Genomic DNA, 17,478 nt, shown 5'->3' on the forward strand with positions numbered 1-17,478 from the left:
TCGTCATTCGCAGCAACGCCAGAAGCATGCCACATGGTGAGTGACACAAACGTCCGGGCTGGTCAGTGCCATTGCGGAGCGGTGCGTTTCGAGGCGTCGCTGAGCGACGGTTTCAATTCGATCCGCCGCTGCACCTGCTCTTACTGCCGGATGCGCGGTGCGGTCGTCGTCATGGCGGAGATGGGCGGCATAAAGTTCCTGAAGGGCGAGGATGCGCTGACGAGCTACCGCTTCCATACCGGATCAGCGCAGCATTTCTTCTGTTCCCGCTGCGGAATCTACACGCATCATCAGCGTCGATCGGACCAGAATCTGTATGCTGTCAACGTGGCTTGCCTCGACGGGGTAAGTCCGTTCGATTTTCCTGAGGTGCCCGTCATGGACGGTGTCAATCACACCAACGACACAGGAAAACCGACGCGCCGTGCAGGGTACCCTCCGCTTTATTTCGGCGGATTGACCATCGCCGTCGGCTACCGCCACTTCAACCGCTCCGCCGGCACCGTCATCGCCGCAACACCGGCCATCACCAGCAATAACCCCAGTGCGAGGTTCGACGGCACGCTCTCGCCGAGCAGCAGCACCGAGAGGCCGACGCCGATCGGAATGCGCAGATAGCCTTGGGCGTTGGTCGTCAGCGTGCCGAGCCGGCCGAGGCAGACGTAGAACAGCAACAGGCCCAATGCGCTGGAAACGATGCCCATGACGATGGTGGCGACGATCGCGGTCGGAGTCGGTTGCAGCGTCCAGGGCTGGTCGATGATCAGCGCGGGCGGCAGCAGCACGAGACCGCCGAACAGCAGAGAGCCGGTTGCCACCACCATCGGATCGTACTCGGAGAGACGGAGGCCGAAGATGGTCGCGCAGGCAAAGGAAATGGTGGCAAGCAGGATCGCGATCTCCGCTACGATCTCGCTGCCAAGGCCATGCAAAGCATCGAGCCCGACGATCGCGACGGTGCCGGCCAGTCCCAGGATCGCGCCCGCGAGCTTGAGCAGCGTCGCCGGCTCGTGCCGCGTGATCAGCGAGGTGATCAGGAAGGCGAAGATCGGCGTCGTCGAAGCCAGCACCACCGTGTTCGACGCCGGCACGTATTGCTGCGACCAGGTGATGACCAGAAACGGAAAGGTCGAGTTGATCAGCTGCTGGGTCGCAAACAGCTTCCACGCCTTCACGTCGGTCGGCAGCTTGACGCCGCGCATCCGCATGATCGCGAACAGAAAGAGGAACGCGATCAGCGAGCGCGCCGAGATGAAGGTGATCGGCGGAATGGTGGGAAGCGCGAGCTTGGTCAGCGGATAGGTCGAGCTCCAGCAGCAGGCGAGCGCGAGCAGCAACGCATAGTCGCGCCAGTTTCGCACGCCGGTAGCGGCTGTGGACGGCAACGGCGTCGATGCGGCCGCCGTCGCGCGACCCGCCTCGGATGTGCTCTGCGGCACCTTGTTCTTGCTCCCCGGCGCCAAAGCGCTTGGTGGGAAGTCTGGGCGAGGGCGCGCGAAAAGGGAAGGCGTCGAGCTATGCGTTTGGGTGCGGGAGCGCCTTCCGCTTCATCCGCTTGATCGTGCCGGAAAAGGTGAGCAGCACGCGCTCGCCGGACATCATCTTGCCGCGCAGGAAGATCAGCGAGCCGCCGGCGCGGGTGACCTCGCCGGTGCATTCGATGAGCTCGCCCTCGCGTGCCGCATCGAGGAACTCGCAGGCGAAATTGGTCGTCACCGCCCGGCTGTCCAGGACATGGGTGGCGATCGCAAACAGCGAATAGTCAGCAAAGGCCATGTAGCAGCCGCCATGGACGTTGCCGGAGCCGTTGAGGTGTTTCCTCTCGACGCGGAAGGCGCTGCGGACGCTGCCGTCGGCCTCGATCCGGTGCCAGAACGGGCCGACATGGGACTCAAAACTGTCGCGAATCCAGGTCCGCCAACCCACAAATTCGCCCTCGGTGGCGACGTGGAGGTCGGGGCGGCGGGGCGGGGGCGCTTTGGTCAATTCGTGCAAGGAAATAGGCCTTCAATTGCGGGTCTTTAGACCTTAAATCCGATCCGACCGCGCCGTGCAATTCCCGTTCCCGCCGGCCCTGCCGGCGCAAAACGTGGGACAGCGGGAAAATGCGCCATAAAGGGCTTTTCGAAGCCGTCCGATGTTCCTAAGAACGGCCAAACCGCCGCCGAAAGCCTCGAATCCATGAAGAACGAACCAAAGATCACCCCGGAACTGGTTGCCGCCCACGGGCTCAAGCCCGACGAGTATGAGCGCATCCTGAAGCTGATCGGGCGGGAGCCGACCTTCACCGAGCTCGGCATCTTCTCGGCGATGTGGAACGAGCATTGCTCGTACAAATCCTCGCGCATCCATCTGCGCGGCCTGCCGACCAAGGCGCCCTGGGTGATCCAGGGCCCCGGCGAGAATGCCGGCGTGATCGACATCGGCGACGGCCAGGCTGTGGTCTTCAAGATGGAGAGCCACAACCATCCGAGCTATATCGAGCCGTATCAGGGCGCGACCACCGGCGTCGGCGGCATCCTGCGCGACGTCTTCACCATGGGCGCGCGCCCGATCGCCTGCCTCAATGCGCTGAGCTTCGGCGCGCCCGAGCATCCGAAGACGCGGCATCTCGTCTCCGGCGTGGTGGCGGGCGTCGGCGGCTACGGCAATTCCTTCGGCGTGCCGACGGTCGGCGGCCAGGTGCGCTTCCACACCCGCTACGACGGCAACATCCTCGTCAATGCCATGGCGGTAGGCCTCGCCGACGCCGACAAGATCTTCTATGCGGCGGCCTCCGGCGTGAACATGCCGATCGTCTATTTGGGCTCCAAGACCGGCCGCGACGGCATCCACGGTGCCTCGATGGCCTCGGCCGAGTTCGACGACAAGTCCGAGGAGAAGCGCCCGACCGTGCAGGTCGGCGATCCCTTCGCCGAGAAGCTGCTGCTCGAGGCCTGCCTCGAGATCATGGAAAAGGGCTGCGTCATCGCGATCCAGGACATGGGCGCAGCGGGCCTGACCTGCTCGGCGGTGGAGATGGGCGCCAAGGGCGACCTCGGCGTCGACCTCGACCTTGATGCGGTGCCGACTCGCGAGACCGGCATGAGCGCCTACGAGATGATGCTCTCGGAGAGCCAGGAGCGCATGCTCATGGTGCTCAAGCCCGAGAAGGAGAAGGAGGCCGAGGCGATCTTCAAGAAGTGGGGCCTCGACTTCGCCGTGGTCGGCTACACGACGCCGAGCAAGCGCTTCGTGGTCAAGCATGGCGGCGACGTCATGGCCGATTTGCCGATCAAGGAGCTCGGCGACGAGGCGCCGGTCTATGACCGCCCGCACGTCGCCTCGGCCGCGCTGCCGGTCGTGCATGCCCGCGACGTGCCGGCGCCGATGGGCCTTGGCCTTGCGCTGGAGAAGCTGATCGGCACGCCTGACATGTGCTCCAAACGCTGGGTCTGGGAACAGTACGACCACGTCATCCTCGGCAACACCATGCAGCGTCCCGGCGGCGACGCCGCCGTGGTGCGCGTGCAGGACGGGCCGAAGGGCCTGGCGCTCACCGTCGACGTCACGCCGCGCTATTGCGAGGCCGATCCCTATCAAGGCGGGATGCAGGCGGTCGCGGAAGCCTGGCGCAACATCACCGCGGTCGGCGGCAAGCCGCTCGCGATCACCGACAATCTCAACTTCGGCAACCCTGAAAGGCCCGAGATCATGGGCCAGTTCGTCGGCTGCCTCAAGGGCATCTCGGAAGCCTGCCGCACGCTGGACTTCCCGGTCGTGTCCGGCAACGTCTCGCTCTACAACGAGACCAACGGCCGCGCGATCCTGCCGACGCCCTCGATCGGCGGTGTCGGCCTGCTCGACGATTTCACCAAGTCGGCGTCGCTCGCCTTCAAGGCCGAGGGCGAGGCGATCCTCTTAATCGGCGAGACCCATGGCTGGCTCGGCCAATCCGTCTATCTGCGCGACATCTGCGGCCGCGAGGAGGGCGCGCCGCCGCCGGTCGATCTCGCGGCCGAGAAGCGCAACGGCGATTGCGTGCGCGGCATGATCCATGCGGGCACCGCGACCGCCGTGCATGATTTGTCGGACGGCGGCCTCCTGATCGCGCTGGCCGAGATGGCGATGGCGGGCGGCATCGGCGCCAAGCTGCTGGCGGCACCGACTGCGCTGGTGCCGCAGGCCTATTGGTTCGGCGAGGACCAGGCGCGCTATCTCGTCACCGTGCCGGAAACCGAAGCCGGCCGCGTGCTCGCCAAGATGCGCGGCTGCGAGGTGCCCTGCGTGCGGATCGGCACCACCGGCGGCGATGCCATCGCGATCGCGGGCGAGACGCCGGTTACGATCGACAGCTTGCGCAAGTCGTTCGAGCGCTGGCTGCCGGAATATATGAGCGGCAAGGCGGCGTAAGGCGCTGCCACAAATCAGATCTGTAGCCCGGATGGAGCGTAAGCGTAATCCGGGACCGCTATCACTTGTGGCGAGGTCCCGGATTGCGCTGCGCTCCATCCGGGCTACGGACCGAGAGACCGTGCCTCACAACACGCGTGACGCGCCCGGGATCTGCCGCAACGCGCGCGTCAGCGCCCAGCTCGCCGCGACAGTCAGGACGAACCCGACCGTGGCCTTGACGATCGCCGGCAGGTCATAGTCGAACAGCCAGTATTGCAGCCACAGCGCGATCGGATAGTGCACAAGGAACATGCCGAACGCGTCGCCCTGCATTGGATCGAGCAGCCTGGCTGAGCCTGATTGCTTGAATCTCTGGAAAAGGGCCAGGATCAGAAACATGATGGCCACGCTGAAGACGGTGAAGCAGATGGCATACAGCGCTTCATACCAGTCCGGCAGGGGCGACGGGTTGCCCAGTATTTCGCGCTTGATGAAGATCAGGCCCCACAACAGGCAATACGGAACGATCGCGAGGACCATCCAGTCCCAGCTGACCTTTGCCATGCGACCGTCGACAGAGAGCAGCCCACGATCCATTTGCGCAACGCCGATGCCGGCACCGAAAAAGAAATAGGTCGCGTACAGCATCACGCGCCCGTGCTGGACCGAGAACGGCCCGAACTCGAACCAGCTGCTGTGTCCGTAGTGAACCAGCCCGGGAATGTAGAACGCGGCGGTGACCGCCAGCATGACCGCAAAGAACACGGCGGGCCGGCGGCGACCATGTAGCGAGAGGCGATTGATCGGATCGAGCAGGTTGGGTGACAGCCGGTACAAAAGGCAGGCAACCAGGTCGAAGGCGAACAAGACCCACAGGAACCAGATCGGCCCGCTCGGCCACGGGCCCTTCGTGACCATATTCCACCAGAATTCCGCAAAACCGATCTCGGGATGGTGCCGCAGGGAGATCGCGTAATACGCGAGCGGAATGACTGTAAAGGCGCAGATCGCGAAGGGTAGGCCAAGCCGAAGCAGGCGATCTGCCAAATAGCTCCGGACTCCCTTCCGGGCGATGCCGGACCAGGCGAACAGTCCCGACAGGAAGAAGAACATCGCCATGAAGAAGCTGTCGGTGGCGAGCACGATCATGTCGAAGCCGAAGAAATAACTCGGATCGGTATGCCCGAAATAGGTATAGGGGATCACCGCGTGATGCAGCAGCACCACCAGAGTGAGGAAGGTGCGGGCGCGATCGATCGCCAAATTGCGCACCTTGCTCGTGGGCGCGGCATGCACCTCCGCGCCGATCGTCGCTGAATGTGACATCGTCATCGTGGCCGCCCCGATCCTGACCTCGGCTGGACTCTGCCGCCGGGAACTCGATTCAGCAAGGGCCGTTTGTTTCGGAGGTCGCCCCCGACCACCTCTAGGAACCAGTTCCTCGCAGCAATGTTAGCGTTCGCCGAAAACAGCGTAGGCCGTGAGACGCGGCAGTTCGGAGCTGGCGATGTCGATCCTGAAATGGGCCCTGATCTTCCTACTTGTCTCGATCGTGGCCGGCGTGCTCGGCTTCACCGGAATCTCGGCCGCCTCCGCCGATATCGCGCGCTTCCTGTTCTACGTCTTCGTGGCGATCTTCCTGGTGCTGCTGATACTGGGACTCACGATCTTCAGGACGTAGCTGATTCAGCCCTCTCCGCCGTCATGGCCAGGCTTGACCCGGCCATCCACGCCTTACCGCGTACAGAACGTGGATGCCCGGGCCTTCGCCTCGCCGGAGCGGCTTCGACCGCGCAGGCGGGACAAGCCCGGGCATGACGGTCGTGGGTTGCGGCGCTTATTCCACTTCCTCGATCTTCACCTTGTCCGGATAGAACGCGAGATGGCCTGAAATCTCCGTCATCGCGGGGAAGGGTGTCTCGTAGGTCCAGATCGCGTTGTCCAGCGTCTTGCCGTCGGCCTTGACGCTGTAATAGTTCGCGTCCCCCTTGTAGGGGCAATGGGTGACGCGGTCGGTACGCTCCAACAGGGCCATGTTGGCGTCCTCCCGCGGTACATATTGCACTGCCGGATATCTGGCCTCCTTCAAGGTCAGCGCCTTGCTGGTCTCGGCGATCACGATGTCGCCCGCCGTGACGCGGACGCGCCGGGGATTTGGGGTGATGGTGATCGGGTGGTCGGGCCCTGGAAGCTTCATGATTTCACGCCTTTTCGATCAATCTGCCGCGCGCGGCACTTTGTCGTGCCTTTGTCCTGATGGGATCAGGGATATAGTGCCGGAAAGCGTGACGTAGAAGGCCGTTCACGCTAAGTTTGACCTTGCCGGCGAGGGGACCCCCGGCAGCGATTCGATGATGAGGCTGTTTGCAGCCGAGATAAGGAGCAAGACCCGAATGCCCATGGACGCCCACGATATCGAGGCGATGATCAAGGCAGCGATCCCCGATGCCGAGGTGACCATCCGTGACCTCGCCGGCGACGGCGACCACTATGCCGCGACCGTGATCTCGGAATCCTTCCGTGGCAAATCGCGCGTCCAGCAGCACCAGATCGTCTACCAGTCCCTGCGTGGCCAGATGGGCGGCGTGCTGCACGCGCTGGCGCTGCAAACCGGCGTGCCAGGTAACTGACGAAGCTGCACCTGACCTGACCAGCGCCACGAGGGGACGATGATGGCTGCGGACAATCCGCACGGCGCGATGTTCCGCGTCATTGTGCCGAACCAGCACAGCCGCGTCACTTTCGTCGAGCTGTTCTTCGATCTTGTCTTCGTCTTCGCCGTCACGCAGATATCGCACACGCTGCTGCACCATTTCACGCCGCTCGGCGCCGTGCACGTCGCGGTGCTGTTTCTCGCGGTGTGGTGGCTGTGGGTTTTCACCGCCTGGGTTACCAACTGGCTCAATCCCGAGCTGACCCCGGTCCGGCTCCTGCTCTTTGCGATGATGTTGGGCGGCCTCGTGCTGTCGACCACGATCCCGACCGCCTTCGAGGGCCGTGGCCTGTGGTTCGCGATTGCCTATGCGGCCATGCAGGTGGGGCGTACCGCGTTCTGGCTGCTCGCAACGCCGCTGCATCGAACAGCGGTGCGGCATAACGCAATCCGCATCCTGACCTGGCTGTCGATCTCCGCGGCGTTGTGGATCGCGGGCGGCCTGGCCGAGGGCGAGAGGCGGCTATGGCTGTGGATCGCGGCGGTTACCTGGGAATACATCTCGCCGGCCGCGCGGTTCTGGGTGCCGAAGCTGGGCTTTTCTTCCGTTGAGGCCTGGGCGGTCGAAGGCGGCCATATGGCCGAGCGTTGCGGTCTATTCGTCATCATCGCGCTCGGCGAGGCCATTATCGTCAACGGCGCGACCTTCGCTGAACTGGAGTGGACCGCGAGCAACATTCTCGCCTTCGTCTCAGCGCTGGTCGGCGCCATCGCGATGTGGTGGATCTATTTCCACAAGGGCGCGGAGGCCGGCTTGGAGCGGATCTCGAAGTCAAGCGAGTCCGGCCGCCTGGCGCGGCTCGCCTACACCTATCTGCATATGCCGATCATCGCCGGCATCATCCTGACCGCGGTCTCGGACGAACTGGTGCTGAAGCATCCGTCCGGCCATTCCGACGTCCGCACGGTTCTGAGCACGATCGGCGGCCCCCTGGTGTTTCTGATCGGCACCATCCTGTTCAAGCACGCGGTCCGCGGCTTCCTCCAGCTTTCGCACGGCATCGGCATCATCGCGCTATTGGTGCTGTGGTGGTTTGCGTCGGATTTGTCGCCGCTGTGGCTCTCGATCGCGACGAGCGCCATTTTGATCGTGGTGGCGGTGTGGGAGTCGGTGTCGCTGGGGTCGGCGCCCGAAGAAGCCGAGGAGCATTGACGTCCGGCTCTACTCCGCGACCTCCAGCGCGTGCACCGAGAACATCTTCGCCGCATCCGTCCAGCTCTCGCGGACCCGCCAGCCCGCGCCCTGGGCCAGCGCGGCAAAACGCGCGATGCTGTATTTGTAGCTGTTCTCTGTGTGGATGCTTTCGCCCGGGCGGAACGAGAAGCTGGTGCCCAGCAGGCGCACGGTCTGGCTCTTCCTGCTGATCAGGTGCATCTCGATGCGGTGCCGCTCGCGGTTGTAGATCGCGCGATGGGTGAAGGCGGACAGGTCGAAATTGCCGCCGAGCTCGCGGTTGATGCGCACCAGCACATTGAGGTTGAAGCGCGCGGTGACGCCGGCCGCATCGTTATAGGCGTCGAAGAGGATCCGCTCGTCCTTCTCGAGATCGGCGCCGATGATCATCTGCGCGCCCTTGCCGAGGATCTTGCGCGCGCTTTTCAGGAAGGCCTGCGCTTCCTGCGGCTCGAAATTGCCGATGGTCGAGCCGGGGAAGAAGCCGACCTTCGGCATGGATGCAACCTGCTTGGGCAGCTCGAACGGCGTGGTGAAATCGGCCGCCACCGGATAGATGCCGAGCGCCGGGAAATCCCGCTTCAGGCCGCTCGCCTGTGCCTTCAGGAAGTCGCCGGAGATGTCGACGGGGACATAGGCTGCGAATTTGCAATGATCGAGCAGCAGGCGCACCTTCGTGGTCGCGCCGGCGCCGAACTCGACCAGCGCGGCGTGCTCCGGGATGATGCTTGCGATCTCGCTTCCGCGCTCCTTCAGGATCGATAGCTCGGTGCGCGTCGGATAATATTCCGGCAGCTTGGTGATCGCCTCGAACAGCTCCGATCCGGTCGCGTCGTAGAAGTATTTCGGCGACAGCTTTTTCGGCTGCTGCGAGAGGTCCTCGATGGCCTCGCGGGCAAAGGCGGTGGTCTGCTCGTCGGGAAGATGGGCCTCGGCCAAAGCGCTGGCGTGCACATTCATGATACTCTCCTGAACGCGCTGTCCGGCGCGCATCTGTCGTCGGAATACTTAGTCGTAATCGGCAAGCCGCAACCCGGTGAACTGCCAGCGGTGGTGCGGATAGAAGAAGTTGCGATAGGTGGTACGACTGTGGCCCTGCGGAGTTGCAAGCGAGGAGCCGCGCAGCACCAGCTGGTTGACCATGAACTTGCCGTTGTACTCGCCGAGCGCGCCTTCGACGGCGCGATAGCCGGGGTAGGGCGCGTAGGAGCTGCGGGTCCATTGCCAGACGAGGCCGAAGGCGTCGTTGAGCTGGCCAGCGCGGGCCGCGACCTCCCATTCCATCTCGGTCGGCAGGTGTTTTCCGGACCAGCGCGCGAACGCATCCGCTTCGTAATAGCTGATGTGGCAGACCGGCGCGTCCGGATCGACCGGCTTGAGGCCGGCCAGCGTCATCACCTGCCATGCGCCGTCGACCTCGCGCCAATAGCCGGGGGCTTGCCAGTCTTCCTTGCTGGCCGCGGCAAAGCCGTCCATCAGCCACAGGGTTGCGGTCCGGTAGCCGCCGTCCTGCATGAAGGCGAGCCACTCGGCATTGGTGACCAGATTGCGGGCGATCCTGACCGGACCGACCAGGGCGCGGTGCGCCGGCTTCTCGTTGTCGAAATGAAAGCCGTCGTCGACATGGCCGACGGTGTGGATGCCTTCGTTCAGTGCGAGCCAGTCATCGCCGCCGCGCGTTGCGGCCGGGAAGCGCCAGGCCGGGTCATACGCCGGATAGATCGGGTTCTGCGCAAAGGCATGCAGGATGTCGGTGAACATCAGCTCCTGATGCTGCTGCTCGTGATTGAGCCCGACCTCGACCAGCGGCGCGATTGCGCGGAGCTTGTCCGCGCCCGCCTCGCGGAAGAATTTGCTGACCGCCGTATCGACGTATTTGCGATAGGCGCCGACCTCGTCGGCGCTGGGGCGGGTGATGTCGCCGCGATGATTGCGAGCATGTCGCGGGCCGGCGCTGACGTAGTAGGAATTGAACAGGAACGCGAAATCGGGGTGGAAGGGCCGGTAGCCCGCAGCATGCTCGCCGAGCAGGAATTGCTCCCAGAACCAGGTCGTATGGGCCCGGTGCCATTTGGTCGGGCTGGCATCCGGCATGGACTGGATCTGCTGGTCCTCGGGCGACAGCGGTGCGGCCCGGCGTTCGGTCTCATTGCGGACAGTCGAGAACGCCGCTTCCAGCCGCTGGGCGAGTTCGTCCTCGCGGGAGGACGGTGACGAACGCAGGGAGGCCGTGGCTGAGGCTTGTTTCGTCACGTTTTTCTCCAGACAGGACAAGAGAACGTTGTTCGCACGACCCGGTTCCATGAACAGGGTTCGTCCTAGATAGGGGCTCCGTTACGGTATGAAAGTCCTCTGCGGCGATGATATTGATGTCATCAGCCTATGGACCCGGCTGGGGCCAATTCGGCCGCCGGGGACCCGTCGCCGCCATTTTACTTTGGATGCACAACGGTTTGGGCTACATATATGGGCAGGTATCGGGTTAAATCGGCTGAGCCGGCCCGAAGCAATTGGTGAGGGCTCTGCCCCAGAAGGACACGGATATGAGCATCGCGGAATTCATCGACAATGAAGTGAAGTCGAACGACGTGGTTCTGTTCATGAAGGGGACGCCGCAATTTCCGCAGTGCGGTTTCTCCGGCCAGGTGGTCCAGATCCTCGACCATATCGGTGTCGGCTATAAGGGGCTCAACGTTCTCGAATCCGCCGAGCTGCGCAACGGCATCAAGGAATATTCGAACTGGCCGACCATCCCGCAGCTCTATGTGAAGGGCGAGTTCATCGGCGGCTGCGACATCGTCCGCGAGATGTTCCAGGCCGGCGAATTGCAGCAGCTCTTCTCCGAGAAGGGCGTCGTCGTCGCGGCCTGACACGTGACCGTGCTGACGCGCCGGATTGGCGGCGCGGAGCTCGAGGTCATCGTCGCCGATATCACCACACTCGGCGTTGACGCCATCGTCAACGCCGCGAACACGTCGCTCCTTGGCGGGGGCGGCGTGGATGGCGCGATCCATGACGCCGCTGGTCCCGAGCTTCTCGCCGAATGTCAGACGCTCGGGGGATGCCCGACCGGCGATGCCAAGATCACGAAGGGCTATCGTCTGCCCGCCCGATACGTGATCCATGCCGTCGGTCCGGTCTGGCACGGCGGCACTCGCGGCGAGGCGGCGGCACTTCGTTCCTGTTACCGCCGTGCGCTGGAGCTCTCCCAGGCCAATGGGCTGACTTCGCTGGCGTTCTCCGCGATCTCGACCGGCGTATATCGTTTTCCTGCCGACCAGGCGGCAAAGATCGCGGTCCATGCCGCCATCGAAGCCCTGCCTGCTGCGCCGCTGGTTGCGCACGTCATATTTTGTTGTTTCTCGGAGGCAAGCGCCGCCCTCCATTCGGATGTCTTGGCGCGGTACGGCAGCCCTTGTGCCTGATGACGCGGTCGGTACACTCCGAGGCGCCATGTTCCGGGGAGGGGATATGATTTCACAATTTGGACTGCGTGCGCTCGCCTGCGGCGCGTTGGTGTCGCTTGCCGCGATCTCGCCGGCGCGCGCGGAGGGCACTTACGAGATTCCGGCCGGCGCACGTTTCAACCAGGAGAAGCTCGGCAGGATCACCGAGTTCTTCAAGAACGAGGTTGCGACGGGCAAGATCGCCGGTGCAAACGTGCTGATCCAGCAGCATGGCAAGCCGGTCTATCACGAAGTCTTCGGCGTTCAGGACGTGGTCAGCAAGGCTCCGATCACGGACAAGACCATCTTCCGCCTGTTCTCGATGACCAAGGCGATCACTGCGGTGGTCTCGATGCAATTGGTCGAGGAGGGCAAGATCAAGCTGGACGATCCCGTCTCGAAATACATTCCCTCCTTCGCCAATGTGAAGGTCGGTGTCGAGAAGAAGGCGGAGGACGGCACGAAATCGCTCGAGCTGGTGCCGCCGAAGCGGCCGATGACCGTGCACGATCTGATGACGCACACCTCGGGCATCACCTACGGCTTCTACGGCGACAGCCTGGTCCGCAAGGCCTATCGCGAGGCCAACATCTATGCCGGCGACTTCGATCTGGCCGAGTTCGCCGAACGCATCGCCAAGCTGCCGTTGCACAACCAGCCGGGCGCGCTCTGGCAATACGGCCACTCGACCGACGTGCTGGCGCGTGTGATGGAGGTCGCCGCCGGCAAGCCGCTGATCGACATCATGCGCGAGAAGCTGCTCGATCCTCTCGGCATGGTCGATACCGGCTTCTTGGTCACGGACCCCGCGAAGCAGAAGCTTCTGGCCCAGCCCGTGCCGAACGATGCCGATTTCCGCGTCGGCCGCATCAATGATCCGACGGTCGTCAAGAAGATCCAGTTCGCCAGCGGCGGCATGGTCACGACCATGGCGGATTACAGGCGCTTTTCGCAGATGCTGCTCAATGGCGGCAGTCTCGACGGCAAGACCATCCTCAAGCCCGAGACGTTCAAGCTGATGACCACTGATCAGGTCGGCCCCGGCTCCGGCGTCGAGCGCGACTATTTCTATTTCCCCGGCGACGGCTTTGGCTTCGGCCTCGGGCTTGCGGTCCGTACCGAGCCCGGCAATGCCAAGCCGCCGCCGCCCGGCAACCTCGGCGAACTCAAATGGGACGGCGCCTCCGGCTGCTATTTCGTGATCGACCCCAAGCAGGACATGTTCTTCGTGCTGCTGGAGCAGACCCCGAGCGAGCGCCAGCGTGTGCAGCGGACATTGAAGCAGCTGGTTTATGAAGCCATGGAGAAGTGACATGAACGGGCGCCGCGCGCTGTTCGCGGCGCTCGTTCTTTTGTTCGGCGCCGTAAGTGCGCGGGCGGGCTCGGAGGGCCGCGCGCACAGATTCACGCCCGAAGGCCTGGCAAAAGTCTCCGACTACATCAGGAACGAGATCGCGACCGGCAAATTTCCGGGGGCGATTCTGCTGCTCCAGCAACACGGCAAGCCGGTCTACTGCGAGAATTTCGGCGTCCGCGACGTCGCGACCCAACTTTCGATGAGCGCGGACACGATCTTCCGCCTCTATTCGATGACCAAGCCGATCACCTCGGTCCTGGCGATGATGCTGGTCGAGGAGGGTAAGCTTGCGCTCAGCGATCCCGTCTCGAAATACATTCCGGCTTTTGCCGGCATGAAGGTCGGCGTCGAGAAGAAGGCCGAGGACGACAAGGTCTCGCTGGAGCTGGAGCCGCTCAACCGTCCGGTGACGATCGAGGATTTGATGCGGCATACCGCCGGGATTCCTTATGGCTATTATGGCGGGGACCCGGTGAACAAGCTCTATGCCGACGCCGGACTGTTCGACAGGAATTCGACCAATGCCGAATTCGTCGCGAAGATCACCGCGCTGCCGCTCGCCGAACAGCCCGGCACGATCTGGGACTACGGCCATTCCACCGATGTGCTCGGACGCATCATCGAGCTGATCTCGGGGACATCGCTGCTCGAGTTCGCGAAGACGCGGCTGCTCGATCCACTCGGGATGAAGGACACGGCGTTCTACGTCGCCGATCCCGCCCAATGGCCGCGTATCGCCGAGCCGATGCCGCAGGATCGGGCGATCAGCCCGATCACGCAGGTTCGCGATATCAGGAAACCGCTGCGATGGGAGTCGGGCGGCGGCGGCCTCGTCGGCACGGTCGGCGATTATGCCCGCTTCTCGCAAATGCTGCTCAACGGCGGCACGCTTGAAGGTCGACGTTATCTGAAGCGGGAAACCATCGCCTTGATGGCGAGGGATCATATCGGTCCCGAAACCCGCGTCGAGCGCGACAAGCACTACTATCCGGGTGAGACCAGCGGCTACGGCCTCGGCTTCGCCGTACGTACCGCAGTGCCGCCGGGCACGAACTGGCCGCTTGGCGAATATCGCTGGGACGGCGTTGGCGGCACCTTCTTCTTCATCGATCCCGAAGACGACCTGTTCGGAATCTTCATGGTGCAGACCCCCTCGCAGCGCGGCCGGATCCAGCTCGAGCTGAAGACGCTGATCTATCAGGCGATGGGGCGGTGAGACCTCTCCCCCTTTGCGTAGCCGGATGGAGCGAAGCGCAATCCGGGACGTCCTCACCGCGTGGATAGATCCCGGATTTCGCTGCGCTCCATCCGGGCTACGGGGCTGAGCTTTACGCCCCGCGCACGATCTCGCGCACGTACCCGATCGTCTCCTCGATCTGGCTCGCATTGACGTCCAGATGGGTGCAGGCGCGGATGCGGCCGTCCATCATCGCGAGCGTCACGCCGCGCTGACGGAGGGCCGAGACCATCTTGTCGCCGGGAATGCCGGCGCCGTCGGGCTTGAAGAACACGAGATTGGTCTCGGGCTCCTGCACCTCCATGCCCGAGATCTGCGACAGGCCGCGGGCGAGCGCGCGCGCATTGGCGTGGTCGTCGGCCAGGCGCTCGACGTGGTGGTCGAGAGCATAGATGCACGCTGCGGCGCAGATGCCGGCCTGCCGCATCGAGCCGCCGAGCCGCTGCTTCCACTGCCAGACCGCGTCGATGAAGGCGCGCGAGCCTGCGAGCACGCCGCCGATCGGTGCGCCCAGGCCCTTGGAGAAGTCGATCCAGGCCGAGTCCCAGCCCGCGGTCATGTCGCGTGGCGAGATGCCGCTCGCGACCGTGGCGTTGAGCAGGCGCGCGCCGTCCATATGGGTGACGAGGTCGTGCTGCCTGGCGATCGCGACGATCTCGTCGAGCACCGCCTTCTTCCAGATCGTGCCGCCGCCGATATTGGCGGTCTGCTCGACGCTGACGACGGTCTGCGGCGGCTGGTACCGCGTGCGCGGATGCAGCGCCTTGCGAAGGGTCTCCGGCGTGAACTGGCCATCGGGGCCCTTGAGCTGGGTGACCTGGAAACCGCCGATTGCGGCATGCGCGCCGCCTTCGCGCGCGATGATATGCGCGGTCTCATGGGCGAGGATCTCGTCGCCGGGGCGGCAATGCACCAGCGTCGCGGTGACGTTGCACATCGTGCCCGAGGGCATGTAGACCGCAGCTTCCTTGCCGAGCAGATCGGCCACGCGCTCGCACAGCGCGTTCACGGTCGGATCGTCGCCGACCTGTTCGTCGCCGACTTCCGCCCGCGCCATCGCCTCCCGCATCCCTGCCGTCGGCTTGGTCTGCGTGTCCGAGAGCAGATTGATGCGCACCGGCGGCGCCTTGGGATCGACGGGGGGAGGGGTGTAGAGCATGGCGTGTCTCATCTCTAGTCGAACAATTGCGACGTATTGCGTGCGTGCCCCGATGACCTGTACTAGCCACGAGAACGTTGAGCGACGCGCTGTCGCGCGGCAAGGAGGATGTCGTCTGGCGTGTCTGCTGTGAAGATATTGCAATCGGGCAGAGCGAACAGCCCCTGATATCGGCAGATCTGCTCGGCGCGGGAGAGGGCCTCCCACGCGCGAAGCGCCGCTTCAGTCGGCGTTGCAGAAGGCAGAGTGTTGGCGAACTGGTCGGCCGCGCGAGACATCGATGACATGCTACCAAACAAAAAGGCCCCGGAGAACCGGAGCCTTTGAATGTCGATCTGCCGAAACTTATCAGCGCGAATAGAATTCGACGACCAGATGCGGCTCCATCTGCACCGGGAACGGCACGTCGGAGAGGCCGGGGATGCGGGCGTACTTCGCGGTCATCTTGCCGTGGTCGACTTCGAGATAGTCGGGGACCTCGCGCTCGGGAAGCTGGCTGGCTTCGAGCACGTGGGCGAGCTGCTTGGAGGCTTCCTTGACCTCGACCACGTCGCCGACCTTGAGCTGATAGCTCGAAATGTTGACCTTGCGGCCGTTCACCTTGATGTGGCCGTGGTTGATGAACTGGCGTGCGGCGAAGATCGTGGAGACGAACTTGGCGCGGTACACGACCGCGTCGAGACGACGCTCCAGCAGGCCGATCAGGTTCTCGCCGGTGTCACCCTTGAGGCGGCTGGCCTCGACATAGATGCCGTGGAACTGACGCTCGGAGATGTTGGCGTAATAGCCCTTCAGCTTCTGCTTGGCGCGCAGCTGCACGCCGAAGTCGGAGAGCTTGCCCTTGCGGCGCTGGCCATGCTGGCCGGGGCCGTATTCGCGGCGGTTGACGGGACTCTTCGGGCGGCCCCAGATGTTCTGGCCCATACGGCGATCGATCTTGTACTTCGCCTCACTGCGCTTAGTCATCGCGTCCTCTTCAGGTCATGGTTTGAGGAAACGCGCCCTCCTGTGTGACGGGATGATCCCGGCACCGACAGGTCCGATCCCCAAAGCTTAAGGGAGAGGACCACGGGTCGCGAAACGCTTCGCGGGCCGAAATCGGCCCGCGAGCAGGCGGCTTTTAGGGGAGTTTGGGGTTGGCTGTCAATTCTTTAGCCTGTCATTCCGGGACCTGCGACGACGGTATTCTTATGTCCTGACCGCCCGGACCGGCTTTGACCCCGCCGCCCGCAATTCGGCAGCAATTTCAGTGTTCAGGACCTGTTCCAGCCGGGTCAGGACCCGCGCGATCGGGGCGGCGTCGGTGACGCGGTGGTCCCAGCGGATCACGACATGGATGGTCTGATCTGGCTCGACCAGCCCATAGCTCAGGACAAAGGGGCCCGGCGTGATCGGGTGGAGCTCGCCGCCGCCGTAGGCGGCGACCGAGCTTACCGCAAAGCTGCCGAACCAGTTACCGCGCTGACGGCCGAAATTCAGACCGATGGCCAAGGACAGGCGCCGCAATGGCAACGGCAGGCGGGTCGCCCGCATGATCTTGCGGTACATCGGAACATCCTCGATCGGGGCCGTCTTGCCGCGTCGGATTTCCGCATCGACTTCTGCCAGCGAAAGAGCCTCGGGACCCGCGATTCGCTGCAGCAGCACGCATTCCTCGCCATCCTCGACCCGCGCGATCGCGACCGTCGCCACGCTCTTTGGAAGCTCATACAGAGCCGGCCAGGGCCATTTGACGTAAAGGGTGCGCAGGATCGGCTCGTCCTTTGCAACCAGGGCGAAAGCCTTGACGAACATCGCGGCCCAGCCGGCGGGCGCGGCCGCGTCCGCGCGGGCCTCCAGCAGGGGGCGGATATTGAGCGAACGGGCCAATGAAACGAAAGGTACGCCCTTCGAGGCGTGCATGAGGTCGCAGATCACACGACGACGCAGCGAAATGGTCTTGGGCGTCCCGCGCATAGGCCTCCGGTTCCAAATCAAAAGATCAAAATATGTGCAACGAGCGGGGCCCGCCTGCTCGC

General features: G+C 63.9%; 17 protein-coding genes and 1 pseudogene. 9 read left to right on the forward strand and 9 right to left on the reverse strand.

All coding sequences use genetic code 11. The features are described from left to right. Positions 1 to 33: 33 nt before the first annotated feature. A pseudogene (locus tag I6F24_RS04750) lies at positions 34 to 460 on the forward strand (GFA family protein). A gap of 13 nt (positions 461 to 473) precedes the next feature. Here the strand turns inward: I6F24_RS04750 and I6F24_RS04755 are convergent. Both I6F24_RS04755 and I6F24_RS04760 read right to left on the reverse strand, forming a co-directional pair. Further along, positions 474 to 1,439, reverse strand: coding sequence for a DMT family transporter (locus I6F24_RS04755; RefSeq protein ID WP_225151216.1), 966 nt, complete (start codon positions 1,437 to 1,439; stop codon positions 474 to 476). Positions 1,440 to 1,515: 76 nt separating this feature from the next. Further along, positions 1,516 to 1,995 carry a PaaI family thioesterase gene (locus I6F24_RS04760; RefSeq protein WP_225151219.1) on the reverse strand — a complete coding sequence of 160 codons (480 nt, stop codon included), beginning with the start codon at positions 1,993 to 1,995 and terminating at the stop codon, positions 1,516 to 1,518. Between the two features lie 186 nt (positions 1,996 to 2,181). Between I6F24_RS04760 and purL the strand changes: the two genes are divergently transcribed. After that, positions 2,182 to 4,392, forward strand: a complete 2,211-nt coding sequence (gene purL, locus I6F24_RS04765; RefSeq protein WP_225151221.1) for a phosphoribosylformylglycinamidine synthase subunit PurL — start codon at positions 2,182 to 2,184, stop codon at positions 4,390 to 4,392. Positions 4,393 to 4,518: 126 nt separating this feature from the next. On the opposite strand, the gene I6F24_RS04770 is transcribed toward purL, so the two are convergent. Further along, the gene (locus I6F24_RS04770; protein WP_225139770.1) at positions 4,519 to 5,706 is read right to left on the reverse strand and encodes an acyltransferase; all 1,188 of its coding nucleotides are present in this window, start codon (positions 5,704 to 5,706) and stop codon (positions 4,519 to 4,521) included. A gap of 175 nt (positions 5,707 to 5,881) precedes the next feature. Between I6F24_RS04770 and I6F24_RS04775 the strand changes: the two genes are divergently transcribed. After that, a complete protein-coding gene (locus I6F24_RS04775; RefSeq protein ID WP_036012969.1) occupies positions 5,882 to 6,055 on the forward strand; it encodes a DUF1328 domain-containing protein in 174 nt (57 codons plus the stop codon). Between the two features lie 156 nt (positions 6,056 to 6,211). Here the strand turns inward: I6F24_RS04775 and I6F24_RS04780 are convergent, their stop codons facing one another. Next, positions 6,212 to 6,571, reverse strand: coding sequence for a DUF427 domain-containing protein (locus I6F24_RS04780; RefSeq protein ID WP_225139771.1), 360 nt, complete (start codon positions 6,569 to 6,571; stop codon positions 6,212 to 6,214). A 196-nt stretch (positions 6,572 to 6,767) separates the two neighbouring features. Between I6F24_RS04780 and I6F24_RS04785 the strand changes: the two genes are divergently transcribed. Next, positions 6,768 to 7,004, forward strand: coding sequence for a BolA family transcriptional regulator (locus tag I6F24_RS04785; protein ID WP_036012929.1), 237 nt, complete (start codon positions 6,768 to 6,770; stop codon positions 7,002 to 7,004). Between the two features lie 42 nt (positions 7,005 to 7,046). Beyond that, positions 7,047 to 8,240 (forward strand): low temperature requirement protein A, encoded by a 1,194-nt coding sequence (locus tag I6F24_RS04790; RefSeq protein WP_225147607.1) that lies wholly within the window; start codon positions 7,047 to 7,049, stop codon positions 8,238 to 8,240. A 9-nt stretch (positions 8,241 to 8,249) separates the two neighbouring features. On the opposite strand, the gene egtD is transcribed toward I6F24_RS04790, so the two are convergent. Both egtD and egtB read right to left on the reverse strand, forming a co-directional pair. Then, positions 8,250 to 9,221 (reverse strand): L-histidine N(alpha)-methyltransferase, encoded by a 972-nt coding sequence (gene egtD / locus I6F24_RS04795; protein ID WP_036027840.1) that lies wholly within the window; start codon positions 9,219 to 9,221, stop codon positions 8,250 to 8,252. 48 nt (positions 9,222 to 9,269) lie between these two features. Continuing rightward, complete coding sequence (egtB, locus tag I6F24_RS04800) at positions 9,270 to 10,565, reverse strand: ergothioneine biosynthesis protein EgtB (RefSeq protein WP_225151223.1); 1,296 nt, start codon at positions 10,563 to 10,565, stop codon at positions 9,270 to 9,272. Positions 10,566 to 10,804: 239 nt separating this feature from the next. Here egtB and grxD point away from each other — a divergent pair, with 239 nt between their 5' ends. The 4 genes from grxD to I6F24_RS04820 are packed head-to-tail and all read left to right on the forward strand — an operon-like array spanning position 10,805 to position 14,280. After that, entirely contained in the window at positions 10,805 to 11,131 is a 327-nt protein-coding gene (gene grxD, locus I6F24_RS04805; protein WP_018647423.1) for a Grx4 family monothiol glutaredoxin, read from the forward strand. 3 nt (positions 11,132 to 11,134) lie between these two features. Beyond that, the gene (locus tag I6F24_RS04810; protein WP_109143232.1) at positions 11,135 to 11,686 is read left to right on the forward strand and encodes an O-acetyl-ADP-ribose deacetylase; all 552 of its coding nucleotides are present in this window, start codon (positions 11,135 to 11,137) and stop codon (positions 11,684 to 11,686) included. A 46-nt stretch (positions 11,687 to 11,732) separates the two neighbouring features. Next, positions 11,733 to 13,019 carry a serine hydrolase domain-containing protein gene (locus I6F24_RS04815; RefSeq protein WP_036012922.1) on the forward strand — a complete coding sequence of 429 codons (1,287 nt, stop codon included), beginning with the start codon at positions 11,733 to 11,735 and terminating at the stop codon, positions 13,017 to 13,019. A gap of 1 nt (position 13,020) precedes the next feature. Further along, the gene (locus I6F24_RS04820) at positions 13,021 to 14,280 is read left to right on the forward strand and encodes a serine hydrolase domain-containing protein (RefSeq protein ID WP_225151225.1); all 1,260 of its coding nucleotides are present in this window, start codon (positions 13,021 to 13,023) and stop codon (positions 14,278 to 14,280) included. 112 nt (positions 14,281 to 14,392) lie between these two features. On the opposite strand, the gene I6F24_RS04825 is transcribed toward I6F24_RS04820, so the two are convergent. The 3 genes from I6F24_RS04825 to I6F24_RS04835 form a co-directional block, all read right to left on the reverse strand. Continuing rightward, entirely contained in the window at positions 14,393 to 15,460 is a 1,068-nt protein-coding gene (locus I6F24_RS04825) for a threonine aldolase family protein (protein ID WP_036027826.1), read from the reverse strand. 348 nt (positions 15,461 to 15,808) lie between these two features. Next, positions 15,809 to 16,426, reverse strand: coding sequence for a 30S ribosomal protein S4 (gene rpsD / locus I6F24_RS04830; RefSeq protein WP_036012915.1), 618 nt, complete (start codon positions 16,424 to 16,426; stop codon positions 15,809 to 15,811). Positions 16,427 to 16,648: 222 nt separating this feature from the next. Continuing rightward, positions 16,649 to 17,416 (reverse strand): acyltransferase, encoded by a 768-nt coding sequence (locus I6F24_RS04835; RefSeq protein WP_036012914.1) that lies wholly within the window; start codon positions 17,414 to 17,416, stop codon positions 16,649 to 16,651. Positions 17,417 to 17,478: the final 62 nt, after the last annotated feature.

Origin of the sequence: Bradyrhizobium sp. BRP23, assembly GCF_020194135.1 — a bacterium.
In the GTDB taxonomy this organism is placed as follows: domain Bacteria; phylum Pseudomonadota; class Alphaproteobacteria; order Rhizobiales; family Xanthobacteraceae; genus Bradyrhizobium; species Bradyrhizobium yuanmingense.

Coding starts and splice junctions, on each gene's coding strand:
- purL (WP_225151221.1), top strand. CDS start 2,182: ATGAAGAACGAACCAAAGATCACCCCGGAACTGGTTGCCGCCCACGGG.
- I6F24_RS04770 (WP_225139770.1), bottom strand. CDS start 5,706: ATGACGATGTCACATTCAGCGACGATCGGCGCGGAGGTGCATGCCGCG.
- I6F24_RS04775 (WP_036012969.1), top strand. CDS start 5,882: ATGTCGATCCTGAAATGGGCCCTGATCTTCCTACTTGTCTCGATCGTG.
- I6F24_RS04780 (WP_225139771.1), bottom strand. CDS start 6,571: ATGAAGCTTCCAGGGCCCGACCACCCGATCACCATCACCCCAAATCCC.
- I6F24_RS04785 (WP_036012929.1), top strand. CDS start 6,768: ATGCCCATGGACGCCCACGATATCGAGGCGATGATCAAGGCAGCGATC.
- I6F24_RS04790 (WP_225147607.1), top strand. CDS start 7,047: ATGGCTGCGGACAATCCGCACGGCGCGATGTTCCGCGTCATTGTGCCG.
- egtD (WP_036027840.1), bottom strand. CDS start 9,221: ATGAATGTGCACGCCAGCGCTTTGGCCGAGGCCCATCTTCCCGACGAG.
- egtB (WP_225151223.1), bottom strand. CDS start 10,565: ATGGAACCGGGTCGTGCGAACAACGTTCTCTTGTCCTGTCTGGAGAAA.
- grxD (WP_018647423.1), top strand. CDS start 10,805: ATGAGCATCGCGGAATTCATCGACAATGAAGTGAAGTCGAACGACGTG.
- I6F24_RS04815 (WP_036012922.1), top strand. CDS start 11,733: ATGATTTCACAATTTGGACTGCGTGCGCTCGCCTGCGGCGCGTTGGTG.
- I6F24_RS04820 (WP_225151225.1), top strand. CDS start 13,021: ATGAACGGGCGCCGCGCGCTGTTCGCGGCGCTCGTTCTTTTGTTCGGC.
- I6F24_RS04825 (WP_036027826.1), bottom strand. CDS start 15,460: ATGCTCTACACCCCTCCCCCCGTCGATCCCAAGGCGCCGCCGGTGCGC.
- rpsD (WP_036012915.1), bottom strand. CDS start 16,426: ATGACTAAGCGCAGTGAGGCGAAGTACAAGATCGATCGCCGTATGGGC.
- I6F24_RS04835 (WP_036012914.1), bottom strand. CDS start 17,416: ATGCGCGGGACGCCCAAGACCATTTCGCTGCGTCGTCGTGTGATCTGC.